The 15,769-nt window shown below is 60.4% G+C and carries 16 protein-coding genes and 1 tRNA gene; 12 read left to right on the top strand and 5 right to left on the bottom strand.

Going from position 1 to position 15,769, the window contains the following annotated elements; translation table 11 throughout:
- The first annotated feature begins 23 nt into the window (after positions 1–23).
- Both GOQ25_RS03570 and GOQ25_RS03565 read left to right on the top strand, forming a co-directional pair.
- Positions 24–1,031, top strand: a complete 1,008-nt coding sequence (locus tag GOQ25_RS03570; protein WP_160349078.1) for an Abi family protein — start codon at positions 24–26, stop codon at positions 1,029–1,031.
- 200 nt (positions 1,032–1,231) lie between these two features.
- Positions 1,232–1,573, top strand: a complete 342-nt coding sequence (locus tag GOQ25_RS03565; RefSeq protein ID WP_160349077.1) for an accessory factor UbiK family protein — start codon at positions 1,232–1,234, stop codon at positions 1,571–1,573.
- A gap of 112 nt (positions 1,574–1,685) precedes the next feature.
- On the opposite strand, the gene GOQ25_RS03560 is transcribed toward GOQ25_RS03565, so the two are convergent.
- From GOQ25_RS03560 to GOQ25_RS03545, 4 genes are all read right to left on the bottom strand, one after another.
- Positions 1,686–2,459 (bottom strand): GntR family transcriptional regulator, encoded by a 774-nt coding sequence (locus GOQ25_RS03560; RefSeq protein ID WP_160349076.1) that lies wholly within the window; start codon positions 2,457–2,459, stop codon positions 1,686–1,688.
- A 25-nt stretch (positions 2,460–2,484) separates the two neighbouring features.
- Positions 2,485–4,077: an AMP-binding protein gene (locus GOQ25_RS03555; RefSeq protein ID WP_160349075.1), complete on the bottom strand. Its 1,593-nt coding sequence runs from the start codon at positions 4,075–4,077 to the stop codon at positions 2,485–2,487.
- A gap of 10 nt (positions 4,078–4,087) precedes the next feature.
- Positions 4,088–5,131: a cyclase family protein gene (locus GOQ25_RS03550; protein WP_160349074.1), complete on the bottom strand. Its 1,044-nt coding sequence runs from the start codon at positions 5,129–5,131 to the stop codon at positions 4,088–4,090.
- An 87-nt stretch (positions 5,132–5,218) separates the two neighbouring features.
- The gene (locus GOQ25_RS03545; protein WP_160349073.1) at positions 5,219–5,935 is read right to left on the bottom strand and encodes an SDR family oxidoreductase; all 717 of its coding nucleotides are present in this window, start codon (positions 5,933–5,935) and stop codon (positions 5,219–5,221) included.
- Between the two features lie 185 nt (positions 5,936–6,120).
- Between GOQ25_RS03545 and GOQ25_RS03540 the strand changes: the two genes are divergently transcribed.
- The 10 genes from GOQ25_RS03540 (at position 6,121) to GOQ25_RS03495 (ending at position 15,505) form a co-directional block, all read left to right on the top strand.
- On the top strand, positions 6,121–7,080 hold the full coding sequence (locus GOQ25_RS03540; RefSeq protein WP_160349072.1) for a tripartite tricarboxylate transporter substrate binding protein: 960 nt from the start codon (positions 6,121–6,123) through the stop codon (positions 7,078–7,080).
- 6 nt (positions 7,081–7,086) lie between these two features.
- Positions 7,087–8,271, top strand: a complete 1,185-nt coding sequence (locus GOQ25_RS03535) for an acyl-CoA dehydrogenase family protein (RefSeq protein WP_160349071.1) — start codon at positions 7,087–7,089, stop codon at positions 8,269–8,271.
- A 143-nt stretch (positions 8,272–8,414) separates the two neighbouring features.
- Complete coding sequence (locus GOQ25_RS03530) at positions 8,415–9,935, top strand: YifB family Mg chelatase-like AAA ATPase (RefSeq protein WP_160349070.1); 1,521 nt, start codon at positions 8,415–8,417, stop codon at positions 9,933–9,935.
- Between the two features lie 285 nt (positions 9,936–10,220).
- A complete protein-coding gene (rpmI, locus tag GOQ25_RS03525) occupies positions 10,221–10,418 on the top strand; it encodes a 50S ribosomal protein L35 (protein ID WP_012249552.1) in 198 nt (65 codons plus the stop codon).
- 15 nt (positions 10,419–10,433) lie between these two features.
- Complete coding sequence (rplT, locus tag GOQ25_RS03520) at positions 10,434–10,793, top strand: 50S ribosomal protein L20 (RefSeq protein ID WP_160349069.1); 360 nt, start codon at positions 10,434–10,436, stop codon at positions 10,791–10,793.
- Positions 10,794–11,039: 246 nt separating this feature from the next.
- Positions 11,040–12,062 carry a phenylalanine--tRNA ligase subunit alpha gene (gene pheS, locus GOQ25_RS03515; RefSeq protein WP_160349068.1) on the top strand — a complete coding sequence of 341 codons (1,023 nt, stop codon included), beginning with the start codon at positions 11,040–11,042 and terminating at the stop codon, positions 12,060–12,062.
- Between the two features lie 13 nt (positions 12,063–12,075).
- On the top strand, positions 12,076–14,493 hold the full coding sequence (gene pheT / locus GOQ25_RS03510) for a phenylalanine--tRNA ligase subunit beta (protein WP_160349067.1): 2,418 nt from the start codon (positions 12,076–12,078) through the stop codon (positions 14,491–14,493).
- Between the two features lie 2 nt (positions 14,494–14,495).
- Positions 14,496–14,837, top strand: coding sequence for an integration host factor subunit alpha (locus tag GOQ25_RS03505; protein ID WP_160349066.1), 342 nt, complete (start codon positions 14,496–14,498; stop codon positions 14,835–14,837).
- 57 nt (positions 14,838–14,894) lie between these two features.
- Entirely contained in the window at positions 14,895–15,314 is a 420-nt protein-coding gene (locus GOQ25_RS03500; RefSeq protein ID WP_160349065.1) for a MerR family transcriptional regulator, read from the top strand.
- Between the two features lie 114 nt (positions 15,315–15,428).
- Positions 15,429–15,505 (top strand) — tRNA-Pro (locus tag GOQ25_RS03495).
- A 150-nt stretch (positions 15,506–15,655) separates the two neighbouring features.
- Here the strand turns inward: GOQ25_RS03495 and GOQ25_RS19745 are convergent.
- A complete protein-coding gene (locus tag GOQ25_RS19745; RefSeq protein WP_370519879.1) occupies positions 15,656–15,760 on the bottom strand; it encodes a hypothetical protein in 105 nt (34 codons plus the stop codon).
- Positions 15,761–15,769 lie beyond the last annotated feature (9 nt).

Below are 15,769 nucleotides of genomic sequence, written 5' to 3'. Positions count from 1 at the left end.
GTGGGTTTTCTTTTGTGCCGACCATGTCTACGTACAACAAGCCCTACCTCACCTGCGAACAGCAGCTGTCCCTACTGAAGGACCGTGGTTTGGACGTTACCGACGAGGCGGCAGCGCTAGCGTGCTTGCGCCGCATTGGCTACTACCGGCTGAGTGCGTATTGGTATCCGCTGCGCCAGACTGTGCTGTTGCAAACTGCTGGGTCGCCGAAGGTTGCCGTGCAGCGGGCTGACGCGTTCCGCCCAGGCAGTAGCTTCGAGCAGGTCCTGGCTCTTTATGTCTTCGATAAGCGACTTCGCCTGCTAGTCCTTGATGCTATCGAGCGCATCGAGGTGGCCTTGCGAGTGGATGTGTCTTACCGTCTGGGTGAACGTGACCCCTTCGCACATATGAACCCTGCCATGCTGCATGGGAACTTCGCCAAGAAAGTACATCCGGCAACGGGTCGCACAGCCCATCAAAATTGGTTGGATAAGCACCAACAGATGGTGGCGCGCTCACGGGAGGATTTTGTCAGGCACTATAAGCAAAAGTACGGCGAGCCATTTCCCGTCTGGGTAAGCGTTGAACTATGGGACTTCGGCATGTTGGCCACCTTTTACCAAGGCATGCGGGTGGATGATCGAGATGCGATCGCCGAGCGCTACGGCTTACCCGACGGCCAGCTTTTGCAAAGCTGGCTCAGAGCATTGAATTTCGTGCGCAATGTTGCGGCTCACCACAGCCGTTTGTGGAACAAGAATCTGGTGGATCAGCCGAAGTTGCCGCGTGCGGGGGTGATGCCGGCCTTCGACCTCGTGATCGGCCAGCCGGCCGTCGCCTCACGCTTGTTCGTGATGCTGTGCATTTTGCTGCACCTGATGCGCGTCGTCAGCCCGAATTCGACGTGGCCTGCGCGGTTGCGGCGATTGCTCGATGACTTCCCGGCGGTGTCCGGCTTGTCGGTGGCTGATATGGGGTTTACTCCAGGTTGGGAAAATCACCCGCTTTGGCAGGAGCGGCCGGAGACGTCTTGCTTCCATGTTCCTTAATTGGCATCGTCAATGCACTTATGCTAGTTCTGATGGCGAGTGTTACCTCCGAAAAACGCAATCCCATCGAGCTCGTAACTGGCTGTCCATAAATGCCTTTTAATTCACATCGAGCTTCATCAGAAATCGCAGGCCGACGTTTTTTATTTGCGCGGTAACGGTCTACACTGTGCATATCGAGAATCACCATGCGAGGACGTATGAACCGCAATCAGTGGATTGAAGATCTACAGAAGAATGTGTCGGACTTAATTGCGCGCAGCCCGGCGGCCGATCTTGAACGCAACGTCAAGGCCGTGATGAGCCAGGCGTTCACGCGCATGGATTTGATTACGCGCGAGGAGTTCGACGTCCAGACCGATCTGCTGGCCCGTGCGCGCGAGCGCGTCGACCAGTTGGCTGCACAAGTGCAACTGCTGGAGACCCGCATCGTGGCGCTTGAAAGCAAGTCCGCGCAGGGGCAAAGTACAACATCGACGCAAGGCGCCGTACAGACGCCAAGTTCAACCCCCACTCCAGGCCCGACGCCTGAGCAGCTATAAGCCTGCTCCGATGTGCCCGGCACCTTGCTTGATGCCGGGCGCGCGGCAACTGGCGCGCTGTCAATTTATGGCTCGCCGCCACTTTCCATCGCCACGCGAGACGGGTCGAGGCTTATCGAAGCAAATCGAATTCCAGCTTGACAAACTTCGTTGGGAATTCGAGGCGCGCGAAGTAAATCAGCCAATGTGCGTCGCAGGCATAGCGGCGCACCTCCGCCACGCTCTCACCGACATTCAAATTCAGCGCGCGGGCGGACTGAATCCCCGCGCCCGCGATGGTGATTTTCTGACGTGCCTCGTGCAGTGTCAGGTCGGGGATACGGGCGATCACCGATGCAGCGGCAGAGTTTAAGAATTCGCCGCGATGCGCGCTGAATAGTTCATCGTCAATATAGACTTCACTAAAGCAGTAAGGCACGTTGTCCTTGACATGCAGGCGGCATAAATAGCGATACGCGGGAGCGTACGCCCCCTCGTAGTGCATCCCCAGGTCCGGCAACTGTTCGACCGCGTCCTCGCGGTCCACGATGCTTTCCGTGCCGAGCACATCGCTTAACGCTACGGTCTCTTCCCAGTTCGACGGGATCTGCAATTCCGTCACGCTGGGAATTTTCGCTTCGACAAAGGTGCCGATCCCGCGGCCGCGACGGATATAGCCCTCGTCCTCGAGAATGCCAATCGCGTTGCGCAGCGTCATGCGCGCCACGCGATACTGCGCCATGAGCTCTTCCAGCGAGGGTATCTGCGCGCCCGGCGCCCACACCCCCTGCGCGATATTGCGACGGAACTCCGAGGCCAGTTGCAGATAAATCGGTTGTTTACTGCGCGAGAGCACCTCGGAAGCGTGCATTTTGGACAGGGTAGGGAGGCTAGGGCGTCGTGGCATAGGCGCGTATTCTACGATCGTCGGTTTAAAGTCCGTCCAACAGTTCCTGAGCGATGTGTCGAAGTTCGTGCTTTTGCACTTTGTTCGAGTTGGCGCTTTGAACCGTCGGGAACTCGTCTACGAACACCACGCGTACCGGTACCTTGAACTTTGCCATCGAGCTTGCACATGCGGCGATGATGGCTTGCTCGGTCACGTCGCCATTCTGCGCGCGGATGACGAATGCCACGGGCACCGTTTTGCCGGCCTGTTCCGCGCCTACGATCTGAACGGCTTGTACGCCTTCCAAACTGCGGATGAATGACTCGATCTCCATCGGGTTGACCAGAAAGCCGGCTAAGCGCAGGTGCTCACCATCTCTACCTTGGAAGATAAAGCTGTGCTCGTCCAGCGTATAGCCCAGATCGCCGGTGCAGAAATATCCATCGGGGCGCACCGCTTTGAGCGTGGCTTCCGGATTGTCCAGGTATTCCGACATCAGGCTGGGCGCTTTGATTTCGATCTGCCCGATGGCGCCGTGCGGCAGTACCGCGCCTGTCTCCGAATCGACGGCACGTACCCGGCCATCTGGCGAGGCCAGTGTCCCGCCCGCGATGCGACGATGCTGCCATTCCGTGTCTAATCTGTGTCCCGCGACCAGCGCCTGCAGCTCGCTGGATCCGTATAACCCGGCAATTGGGATCCCCGCAGCGCGCGCCCGCTCAGGCAAATCATCCAGCGATGGGGCGAAGCTCGCAAAGCCCACATAGCGCAGGCTGGGGAAGGGCTTTGTCTGGGAGGGGGCTTCTTTCAGCACCAGGTCCAGCCATTCATTGTTGGCATGTGTGTGCGTCACACCATGCTCAATGATTTGCCGACAGGTCGTTTTCGCATCGAACACCGCCAGTGACACCAGCGTGGCGCCGGGCACCAGGCCGCTTAACATGGTCGAAAAACCAAATGCTCCGCAAAGCGGCGCGGCAATCAGCACCACGCTGTGCGCGTCAACGCCATACGCACGCGCCGCGATGGCGCCGTGCATGGTCAGGCCTTTTTGACGATGCAGTACCAGCTTGGGTGCCGACGTGGTGCCAGACGTGGTGTAGACCAGCGCCCCATCGTTTTCCTCGCCGGGTTCGGCGATCTCGCTCGACACGTTCGTTGCATCGCCATAGGCGATGAGGTCGGCGCCGGATACGACATTACGCAGCCGTTCATTGACCGACGCATCGCCCTCTACGACCAACACGCCGCGTAGCTGGCCAAGTATGGCCGGCTGAACCCGGTTCAAGATATCGATGAAGGGCAAGCTCTTGAACCCTGGCCAGCAAGCCAGCCATTTGCAGCGCCCGCGTTCCAGCAGCTGGCCGACTTCGTGCTCTTTAAAACGTGTGTTGACAGCGATGACCGTGATTCCGAGGCGCGCGCAGGCCAAAAACGTCGTTAACCACTCGACGCAGTTCGGCATCCACAATGCAAGTCGATCGCCGCGACGCGCGCCGTGCGATTGCAAAAGCGCCGCGAGGCGATCCACCTCGGCAAGCAGGTTAGCGTAGTCGACTGCCCGGTCCTTTTCCTGAAAGGCGATGCGCTGCGGCGCGCTGCGGGCATGCTGAGTCAGCAGCGAGTAAAAATCCATGTGCCGCTCCTTAAATCGTGGCGATAGGCGTCACCGGTGATCCCACCGCGCCCGGCAGGCGCAGCGGCGGAGCGGTCAACAAGAACCGGTTGCGCTTGGCTGCATGTAGTGCTTCGGCCAGGTCTTTCAGATACCACAGCTCGGCCAGCGGCAGGCCCAGCTTAAACAAGCAATGGTGGTGCAGTGGCAGCAGCGATTTTTTGCCTTCGCGATCGCGCGCCGGATACGCCTCGACGGCGTAGTTGTCGGCGCAGATCGCGACAATGCCGCTATCGGTGATCCATTGCTGTAGCTGCTCGTCCGCGCCATCGAGCACGCTGCAGGCGCCGTGCAGGACTTCGGAATCGGGCTCGCCGGCCATTTCCATGATGAGTTCGGCAAAGCCGGTACGCAGCACCAGCATGTCGCCGCGTTCGACGATCACACCGTCTTTTTCCATGACCGACATCAGTTCCCGATAGCCGATCAATTGACGGTTGCGGCCATAGTGGCGTGTGAAATCGACCAGCACGCCGCGGCCTTGCATCCCCTTTACCGCGAAATTTTCGATTCCCAGCTTTTGCGCGCCCATCGCGTGCGTGCCGCTGCCGCAGCAATCGCCATGATCCTCGCCATGCGGGGCGTCGAGGATATCCTTGCCCGCTGCATAGCCGTTGTAATAGACCTTGCGCAGCGTACCGTTGCCATCGGCATCAAACTGCGCACCGACATGGGCCAGTGCATCCCATTGCGTCGAGTACTGTAACGACATCAACACCTGATCGTCGCTCAGCACGTCGATGGACGACGCATCCAGGTTTTTCATCGGGAAATTCATGTAAGGCACGCCATCGCGTTCGGTGCCCGACAGGCGCGGCGGCTTGCGGCGCGGGTTCAGGGCCATGCCGCCCGGCAGATCCAAGGGCAGCGACAGGCAGAAGGCGCGTCCTTCGCGTACCTCGCTCACGCCTTTCAGAATCTGCTCGGGGCCCAGCAGGTTGACGCGCCCAAGTTGATCGTCTTCGCCAAAGTCGCCCCAGGTCGAGCCTTCGGGTCGTTTCGTCCAACGCTTCATATCGTGTCTCTTTTTAATTGATGGAATGTTGAAGAGGCAGGGCTTGATGTCTGCCGTATTCGTCTAGGGAATGGTTTGTACGTTGAGTCAGGCCGCGCCGATGGACACACCACCGCAGACCAGATGGGTTTGCCCGGTCACAAAGCTGCATCGCTCGTCGAGGAAATACGCGATCGCGTGCGCAACTTCCTCAGGCCGGCCCATGCGGCCGACGGGGATGCCTGACAGCAGTGACTGGGTGCGGGCGTCGTCGGGATCGTTCACGCCAGCAAAGAATTCGGTGGCGATAGGCCCCGGCGCCACGGCGTTTACTGTCACGCCGTAGGGGGCGAGTTCGAGCGCCCAGGTGCGCGTCATGCCGATCAACCCGGCCTTCGTCATGCTGTAGACCGTGCGCCCCGGTTTGCCGAGCGCGGCGCGCGAGGAGATATTGATAATGCGCCCTTGGCGTGCCGTCTTCATCCCGGGCGCCAGATGTTTCGTGAAGCGAAGCGCGACTTCGACATTGAGCTGTACTGCGCGATAGAGGTCCTCGATCTGGACGTCTTCCAGATTGTCCGTGGGCACGAGGCCCACGTTGTTGACCAGCCCGTAAAAAGGCTGATGCACGGCTAGCGCGAGAAAGGCCTCGACCGCCTTGGAATCCGCCAAATCCACCGTATGGAATTCCATGTCGGCTGGCAGGTCCGCGGGCCGTGTCCGCGCGACACCCACCACCGAGTAGCCATCCTCATGCAGGCGCTGGCATATCGCCCGGCCGATTCCTTTGCTGGCACCCGTGACCAGCACGCGCTTTGTTCTCAATGTCGTCTCCTTCGCGGTCAGATTCAGTTTGGGCTGCAGCGTAGCGCATTGCGTCCGGCCAGATCTATTAGTACAAACATCTATATATATGACTGTTTAGGTGTGCAAAATTACGGTCGTCCAATGGACGGCGGCCGGGTGAGTGAATGCCGGTCAGGCCGTAAGCAAACTACAAGGAGACACGTATGAAAATGGCATCCCTATGTCGTCTGGCGTTCGCGGTGAGCGCGACGCTTGGTGCAACCGCAGTGGCGCAGGCTGCTGACTACCCTCAGAATCCCATTTCCCTGGTCGTGGGCTACGGTGCCGGCGGCGGCACCGACGTCTGCAATCGCGCGCTCGCCGTCGATGTGGGCAAACGCCTTGGTCAGACGGTCGTGGTGGAAAACCGCCCGGGGGCAGGCTCTTCGTTGTCGGTCAGCTATATCATCCGTCAGCGCCCCGACGGCTATAACATCGCGTCGCTGTCGACTGGCGGACTGCTGAATCAGGTTCTCACTCCCAGCACCAAATATGACGTCACCACCGACCTGACGCCTGTCGCCATGGTGGCCCAGTACCAGGTCGGCCTGCTGGTGCGCGCCGACTCGCCCTACAAATCGGTAGAGGAGCTATTGAAAGCGGCGCAGAAAAAGGGCGAGTTGAGCTACAGCACGGCCGGCGTTGGTACGCCTCAACACCTGACGTCCGAGCGCCTGGCGCAGGAAACCAAAACGCGCTTGACGCATATTCCCTACAAGAGCGGCCCCGAGGCGATTACGGCATTGCTGCGTGGCGATGTGGATTTCATGGCCCAGACCGCGGAATGGGTGCCCTACGTACGTGACGGCCGTCTCCGCCTGTTGGCCGTCTACACCGATGAGCGGATGAAGGGGTTCGATGCGCCTACGCTAAAGGAACTCGGCTACGACCTCGTCGCACCCAGCTTGCTCGGTATTGCCGGGCCGAAGGGCATGGACCCCGCAGTGGTCAGTAAGCTTCAAGACGCCTTTGAACAAGCCACCAAGACCCCGGAATTCGCGAACTGCTCGGATCAGTTCGGTCTGAAAGTGGATTTCAAGGGCTCCAAGGAATTCGGCGACTATCTCAAGAACACGTTGACGACCTGGCGCCCCTTGCTCGAACAGTACGCGGCAAAGGAGTAATGAAGGATGAGTTCGACCCATTCCCTATCTTGGCTCGAATGGCCGTTCCTGGACGACACGCATCGCGAGCTGGCGACACGGCTGCGCGCCTGGTGCGGCGAGCGTGAACTTCCCAGCGAAGACGTTTCCCCGGAGCAAGCTTGCCGGGAATGGGTCGCGGCGTTAGGCGCGGCCGGCTGGCTGCGCTATAGCGTGCCAGCCGGCCCAGACGGGGCCTATGGCGGCGCGTTGGACGAATTGGATTCGCGCAGCCTTTGCATTTTGCGCGAGACACTGGCTGGCCACCATGCCTTGGCCGATTTCGCTTTCGCCATGCAGGGTCTGGGCAGTGGCGCAATCTCGCTCGCGGGCAGCGACGCGCAAAAGCGCGCCTACCTGCCCGCCGTGGCGCGGGGAGAAAAAATCGCCGCGTTCGCGCTGTCGGAGCCCGAGGCCGGATCGGATGTCGCCGCCTTGTCTTGCGCCGCGGTAAAGGGGGGCGACGAGTACGTTCTGAATGGTGAAAAAACCTGGATATCCAATGGAGGCATCGCGGATTTTTATTGCGTCTTTGTTCGCACCGACCCCGATGCTGGCGCACGGGGCGTTTCCGCTTTTATCGTGGACACCGATACGCCGGGCCTCGAAATCGCAGAGATGATCGACGTCATTTCCCCGCACCCCTTGGCGACGCTGCGCTTTACCAACTGCCGCGTGCCGGCCAACCAGATGCTAGGTGGGTTGAATCAAGGCTTCAAGCTCGCGATGCAGACCTTGGATGTGTTTCGCACCTCCGTCGCCGCCGCCGCCGTGGGCTTTGCCCGCAAGGCATTGGATGCCGCTTTGCATCACGCTGCATCCCGGCGCATGTTTGGTGGCACGCTCGCCGATATGCAGCTTACCCAGGCCGCCCTGGGCGATGCCGCAACCGATATCGACCAAAGCGCGCTATTGACCTACCGCGCAGCCTGGGTGCGTGACGTCCAAAAACGTCCCCCAACCATTGAAACCGCGATGGCGAAAATGGCTGCGACCGAAAGCGCGCAACGTGTGATCGATCGTATGCAGCAAATGTTTGGCGGACTGGGGGTCAAGCGCAATCATCCGCTGGAACAACTCTATCGGGACATCCGGGCGTTGCGTATTTATGAAGGCGCCACCGAAGTCCAGAAGCTGATCATCAGCCGCGGGTTATTGAAATCGCTGTCTTAGGTCAGCCGACCCGACCCGGATATGGGGTGCCGAGCGGGCGGGTTAAACGACCGTCGTGGAGCGTGACATTATGGTCACGCTTTTAACCGTCGCGCGTGGAGTCTTTGTTCATACTGACGCCTCCTATCTTACTTGGGGGCTATATGACGCTCGCAATTCTCGCCAGCCGAGCGCTGGCGGGTGCCGACGCGCCCGCCGTGCGAGTCGAGACTCACCTGGGCGTGGGCTTGCCTGCCTTTACGGTAGTGGGCCTGCCAGATACCGAGGTGCGTGAAAGTCGTGAGCGCGTGCGCGCGGCGATCGTCAATAGCGGCTTTGAGTTCCCCAATGGTCGCATTACTGTCAATCTGTCGCCTGCGGACCTGCCGAAGGCCTCGGCCCGTTTCGATCTGCCTATCGCATTGAGCGTGCTGCTCGCCTCCGGCCAGATTGCAATAGACGAGGGCAAGGGCGAGGTCGCGCCGTCTGCACTTCAGAGCATGGTGTTCGCCGGCGAGCTCTCGTTGACGGGAGCCCTGGTGCCGGTGCGGGCGGCTTTGGTGCTGGCGATGGCCGTGTCCCGAGAGCAGCCAGGCGCCACCATGATTCTGCCCACGGCCAGTGCCGCGGAGGCCGCCTGGGTGCCCGATTTGGATGTGCTGGCGGCCAATACACTGGCGGATGTCGCCGCCCACCTGATGGGTAACGCTCGACTACCGAAAGGCGAGCCTCGGGCATGGGATCAGATGGAAGCTCCCCCGTGCCTGTCCGATGTGCGCGGTCAACCCATGGCGCGGCGCGCGCTGGAGGTAGCCGCCGCGGGCGGGCACAGCATGCTCATGGTCGGGCCGCCGGGCGCGGGCAAGAGTATGCTTGCTCAGCGTTTGCCCGGGTTGTTGCCGCCGCTTACGCGCGTGCAAGCGCTGGAATCGGCCGCGATATCTAGCCTGACCGGTCAGCCGGCCACGGCCTTGCATCGTCAGCCTCCGTTTCGCGCGCCGCACCATGGGGCTTCCGCCGTGGCGTTGATTGGGGGTGGCGCCGTTCCCCGTCCGGGGGAAATCAGTCTTGCCCATCATGGCGTGCTGTTTCTGGACGAATTGCCGGAATTCACTCGAAAATCGCTGGAATCATTACGCGAACCGCTCGAGACGGGCAGGGTAGCGATTGCGCGCGCCCGACATGCCGTCGAGTATCCGGCACGGTTTCAGCTCATCTCGGCCATGAACCCTTGTCCCTGCGGCTGGCGCGGTCACCCCAAACGCCCCTGTGCCTGTACGCCTGACCAAGTGGCGAGATATGTCAGCCGCTTGTCGGGGCCGTTGTTGGATCGGCTGGATTTGCTGATTGAGCTGCCGGCGACCGGGACAGATTGCCTGGAACTGCCGCCGGGAGAGCCGTCCGAGGCCGTGCGAGAGCGCGTCGCGCGTTGCCGGGCATTGCAGCAAGAGAGGCAAGGGGGCGTCATTGCCAGACTAGAAGGCGCCGCTATCGATGCGCACTGTGAACTGGAAACGGACGCACAGCAACTGCTGGTCAAGGCGATCCAGCGCCTGCACGGTTCGGCCCGGGTCACGCACCGTGTGCTACGGGTTGCGCGTACGGTGGCGGATCTCGATGCCCAGCCGCGCATCCAGGCTCGTCATGTGGCCGAGGCCCTTCAGTATCGATGTCGGCTCGGATGAGCGACCGGGGGACGGGCTATCCCGGTTGGTGATAAGACGAGCCGGGGATTGGGTCGGACAGCAGCGTCGCGCAGTGTCCATTACCCATCCTCTTGTACGAAGTGGCAACCGAATTAGACAACCGGACCAAAATCACCATATAATCAAAGGCTTTCCTGGTCGCGCCAGGGAAAAACCAGAAGTGAATCCAGGTCCGGCAAGTCTTGCCGTGGCGGTGGGGCGGTAGCTCTTCCGTGCGACAGGCACCTGTGTATTCATATTAAATCAACATATGTAGGAATCATCATGCCCAAGATGAAGACCAAGAAAAGCGCTTCCAAGCGCTTTCAGGTTCGCGGCAGCGGATCCATCAAGCGTGGCCAGGCTTTCAAGCGCCACATCCTGACCAAGAAGACCACCAAGAACAAGCGCCAGCTGCGCGGTTCGGCGGCGGTTCATGAAACCAACGTGGCCTCCGTCAAGGCCATGATGCCTTTCGCTTGATAACGGAGATCTAATATGCCTCGCGTAAAACGCGGCGTTACCGCCCGCGCTCGTCACAAAAAAGTCATTGCCGCCGCCAAGGGTTACCGTGGCCGCCGCGGTAATGTATTCCGCATCGCCAAACAGGCGGTCATGCGTGCTGGTCAATATGCTTACCGCGACCGCCGCAACAAAAAGCGCACCTTCCGCGCTCTGTGGATCACGCGTATCAACGCAGCTGTGCGTGAGCATGGCATGAGCTACAGCGTGTTCATCGCTGGTCTGAAGAAGGCTTCGATCGAACTCGACCGCAAGGTTCTGTCCGATTTGGCCGTGCGCGACAAGGCTGGCTTTGCCGCCATCGTGCAACAGGCCAAGGCAGCACTGGCTGCCTAACGTGCGCTGATCGCATCGCGCATTACCGCAAACGGGGCTTTTTGGCCCCGTTTGCGTTTTGTTCGGGGCCGTTCCTGGTAGAACACCCAAGACAGAATTCGTGTCGGGACGACCTTGTGGTTCGGCCCGACAGCTCCCTAGGCAGACTTCCCTAGGGGGTTGCTCCGGTCCGAGCCCCTGGTGGGGACGGGCCGGGCAGCAGCCCGACTGGTGCGGCGTGGGGGTACTTTTTATGGCACTGATTCCATGACTTTAATGGCTGAAGACCTGGTCACCCAGGCCAAAGAACGATTCGCCGAGGCCACCGACGCCGCGGCGCTGGAAAATGCGAAGGCGCGCTTTCTGGGTAAAGACGGCGCACTGACCGCGATGCTCAAAGGCTTGGGCAAACTCGATCCCGAGCAGAAACGCGAGATGGGCGGGCGCATCAACCAGGCCAAGCAGCAGATCGAGGCCTTACTGAATCAACGCCGCGCCGAGCTGGCTCAGGCCGAGCTCGATGCTCGTCTGGCCGCAGAAACGATCGACGTGACCTTGCCCGGCCGTGGCCGCGCGATGGGCGGTATTCACCCCGTCGCCCGCAGCTGGGAACGCGTCGAGGAAATCTTCCGCTCTATCGGTTTCGATGTGGCCGACGGCCCCGAGATCGAAAACGACTGGACCAATTTCACCGCGCTGAACAATCCGCTGGATCACCCGGCGCGCTCCATGCAGGATACGTTTTACGTCGATCTAAAAGATGGCGACGGCCTGCCGCTTTTGCTGCGTACTCACACCAGCCCCATGCAGGTGCGTTACGCCCGCATGAACAAGCCGCCCATCAAGGTCATCGCCCCGGGTCGCACTTACCGCGTCGATAGCGACGCGACGCACTCGCCGATGTTCCATCAGGTCGAAGGCTTGTGGATCGCCGAGGACATCTCCTTTGCTGATCTGAAGGGCGTCTACACTGATTTTCTGCGTCGCTTCTTTGAAAGCGACGATCTGGTCGTGCGATTCCGTCCGTCGTTCTTCCCGTTTACCGAGCCCTCGGCCGAGATCGACATGATGTTTACGTCGGGCCCCAACCGTGGCCGCTGGCTGGAGATTTCCGGTTCTGGTCAAGTGCATCCTCAAGTGGTGCGCAACTTCGGCCTCGACCCCGAGCGTTACATCGGCTTTGCGTTCGGCTCCGGCCTGGAGCGCCTGACGATGTTGCGCTATGGCGTGAACGATTTGCGCCAATTCTACGAAGGTGACCTGCGTTTCCTGCGCCAGTTCAACGAATAACCGACGGCTGATCATGCAATTTCCTGAATCCTGGCTTCGTGCCCTGGTCAATCCCACGATCACTACTGACGAACTGGCGCATCGGCTCACCATGGCCGGCCTCGAAGTCGAAGAAACCGCGCCCGCCGCACCGCCTTTCTCGGGCGTGGTCGTCGCGCATATCGTCGACATCGCGCCGCACCCCGACGCCGACAAGCTGCGTGTGTGTCAGGTCGATGATGGCTCGGGCGAGCCGCTGCAGATTGTCTGCGGCGCACCCAATGCCGCGAAAGGACTGACGATTCCCTTGGCTCGCGTGGGCGCCGAACTGCCTGGCGGCATCAAGATCGGCGTGGCCAAAATGCGCGGCGTCGCGTCCTCGGGCATGCTGTGCTCGGCGCGCGAATTGGGTCTGTCGCAAGACCACGCCGGCCTGCTTGAACTGTCGAACGAACTCAAACCCGGCACGCCCATCCGCGAGGCGCTGGATCTGGACGACACGCTGTTCACGCTGAAACTCACGCCTAACCGTGCCGATTGTTTGTCGATCCTGGGTGTGGCGCGCGAAGTCGCTGCGCTCACTGGCGCGCCTCTGTCGATACCGACGGCCGTCGCCGTCCCGGTCGAATTGCAAGATCGTCTGCCCGTGAAGGTCTCCGCGCCGGATCTGTGCGGCCGATTCGCGGGTCGCGTCATTCGTGGCGTCAACGCACGCGCGGCGACGCCAGAGTGGATGAAGACGCGCCTGGAGCGGGCAGGGCAGCGCTCGATCTCGGCGCTGGTCGATATCTCCAACTACGTAATGCTGGAACTTGGCCGTCCCTCCCATATTTTTGATCTGGATAAGATCGGTGGCGACGTCGAGGTCCGCTGGGCACGCGAAGGCGAGCGCCTTGAGTTGCTCAATGGACAGACGGTAGAACTCAATCCCAAGGTTGGCGTCGTGGCCGCCGGGGATCAGGTGGAAAGCCTGGCCGGCATCATGGGCGGCGAAGCGACCGCCGTGACGCTGGACACGACCAACATCTACGTGGAAGCCGCGTTCTGGTGGCCCGAAGCCATCGCAGGCCGCGCCCGCCGCTTCAAGTTCAGCTCCGAAGCCAGCCATCGCTTCGAGCGCGGCGTGGATTACGCGAGCATCCCCGAACACTTGGAATTCATCTCGCGCCTGATCCTGGATATCTGCGGCGGTCAGGCAGGCCCCATCGACGATCAAGTCGTCAATCTGCCCGAGCGCAAGCCGGTGCGCATGCGCCTGTCGCGCTGCCATCGTGTGCTGGGTGTCGCGGTGTCGCAAGCCGATGTCGCGCAGATCTTTACGAACCTGGGTTTGTCTTTCAAGTTGGACGGCGAGGACTTCATTGTCGATCCGCCTTCCTACCGTTTCGACCTCGAAATCGAGGAAGACTTGATCGAGGAAGTCGCCCGCATCTACGGTTTCGAGCGTCTGCCCGACGTGCCGCCGGTTGCGCGCGCGCAGATGTTCTCGCAACCCGAAGTGCGTCGTGGCCCGCATACGCTGCGTCGTCTGGCGGCCGCTCAGGACTACCAGGAAGTCGTCAACTACAGCTTTGTGGAAGCGGACTGGGAACGCGACTACGCCGGCAATGACAATCCGGTGCGTCTGCTCAACCCCATCGCCAGCCATCTGTCGGTGATGCGTTCCAGCCTGATCGCTGGCCTCGTGGCAAACATCCGCTACAACGCCAACCGCAAGCAATCGCGGGTGCGCGTCTTTGAACTGGGTCGCGTATTCCTGCGCGATGAGGCGCAACAAGATGGCCCGCTGTCAGTGGCCGGTGTGAATCAACCTCTGCGTCTGGCTGGGGCCGCCTGGGGCCCAGCCGTCGAAGAACAGTGGGGTGTGAGCACGCGTCAGGTCGATTTCTACGATGTCAAAATGGATGTCGAGGCGCTATTCGGCGCGCGCGCCAAACAGCTGCGATTCGTCGTGGCGCAGCATCCTGCGCTGCACCCGGGACGCAGCGCGCGCATCGATCTAGACGGCCGCGCTGTCGGCTGGATCGGCGAACTCCACCCGCGCTGGGCGCAGCAATCCGATCTGGCGCATGCACCCGTCGTGTTCGAGCTGGATGTCGAAGCCTTGTCCGAAGGTCAGCTCCCGAAGGTGCGCGAATTGTCCCGCCAGCCGGTCGTGGTACGCGACCTGGCGCTTTGGGTCGATCTGCAAGTTTCCGCGCAGGCGATGCTGGACACCGTGGCGGCCGCCATCGCCGCGGATGCTACATTGTCGGTTGTGCAAGACGTCAGCCTCTTTGACGTCTGGCGCGATAAGGCTCAAGACGGCAAGCCCGTCACGGAGAAGAGCCTGGCGTTCCGCTTCTGGCTGCAGGACACGGAAGTTACACTGGATGAAGCCCGCGTGGCCGATTGTCTGGCCCGAATTACGCAAGCTCTGGTTAGCGCCCATGGCGCGCGCCAGCGTACTTGATCATGGGGATAGCTATGCTTGCCGAGCCGCGTACCTTAACCAAAGCCGAGCTGGCCGAAATGTTGTTCGAGCGGGTCGGCTTGAATAAGCGCGAGGCCAAGGATATCGTCGATACGTTTTTCGAAGAAATCCGCGACGCGCTCGCTCGCGGCGAGGCGGTGAAGCTCTCGGGCTTCGGGAATTTCCAGGTGCGTAACAAGCCGCCGCGTCCTGGACGCAATCCGAAGACCGGCGAGACGATTCCCATTGCCGCAAGGCGGGTGGTCACGTTTCATGCCAGCCAGAAGCTCAAGAGCATCGTCGAGAACGTCGAGCCCAACGGCCTCGACGAGAGCGAGGAGTGATACGCTTTGTCGGCAATTGTCATCGGCACCCCGATCATCACGGCTTAAAATTTACCCATGACTCGTCCTGAACCTGCTGTGGCGCTTCCGCCCATTCCCGCCAAACGCTACTTCACCATCGGTGAAGTCAGCGACCTGTGTCTCGTCAAGCCTCATGTGCTGCGGTATTGGGAACAAGAGTTCACGCAGCTCAGTCCGGTAAAGCGTCGTGGTAACCGTCGCTATTATCAACACCACGAAGTCTTGCTGATCCGTCGCATCCGGTCGCTGCTGTATGAGCAAGGCTTCACGATCAGCGGTGCTCGCAACCGCTTGGGCGACAACCGCGATATGCCGCACGATCAGGATGCGGCTGTCCGGTTGAGCGGCGCGGAACTACAGGCCTTGCGTAGCGAGCTTGGGAATATCTCGGCCATGCTGGGCGAGGTGTTAAAGCCGGTCGTTGACGTAGCAACTAACGACGCGACTCGCGGCTAACGCGGGTCGATTCGGCTCAGTCTGACTATGCGCCAAAAAATTTTCGTGTTTTTATAAAAAAAGGCCTGCAATTCTCTGCAGGCCTTTTTTTCTCTGCTATAATCTTTTTCTCTTCGGGGCGTAGCGCAGCCTGGTAGCGCACTTGCATGGGGTGCAAGGGGTCGCGAGTTCGAATCCCGCCGTCCCGACCAATATATAGCAGTAAAAATTAGGCTTACAAGCTTCGGCTTGTAAGCCTAATTCTTTAGTGCAACAGTGATCGATACAAAAATCGGCGTCGTTGGAATAACTTATCTAGAAAGATAAAGGGCTCTACCCCATAAACGGGGGATGAGCATTCATCAGACCCGTTTAATCACACCGTTCCAACCGCACTGAGCCAAGACTCTCATGCGGTAATTCTCAAAATTTCTGAACCCAAACGCCCGGCGCGAGAGCATTTCCATCTTCGTGTG

The sequence above is a fragment of the Bordetella sp. 15P40C-2 genome (assembly GCF_009763235.1).
Taxonomy (GTDB): Bacteria; Pseudomonadota; Gammaproteobacteria; order Burkholderiales; family Burkholderiaceae_B; genus Bordetella_A.
This window is presented reverse-complemented; position numbering and strand designations above follow the sequence as displayed.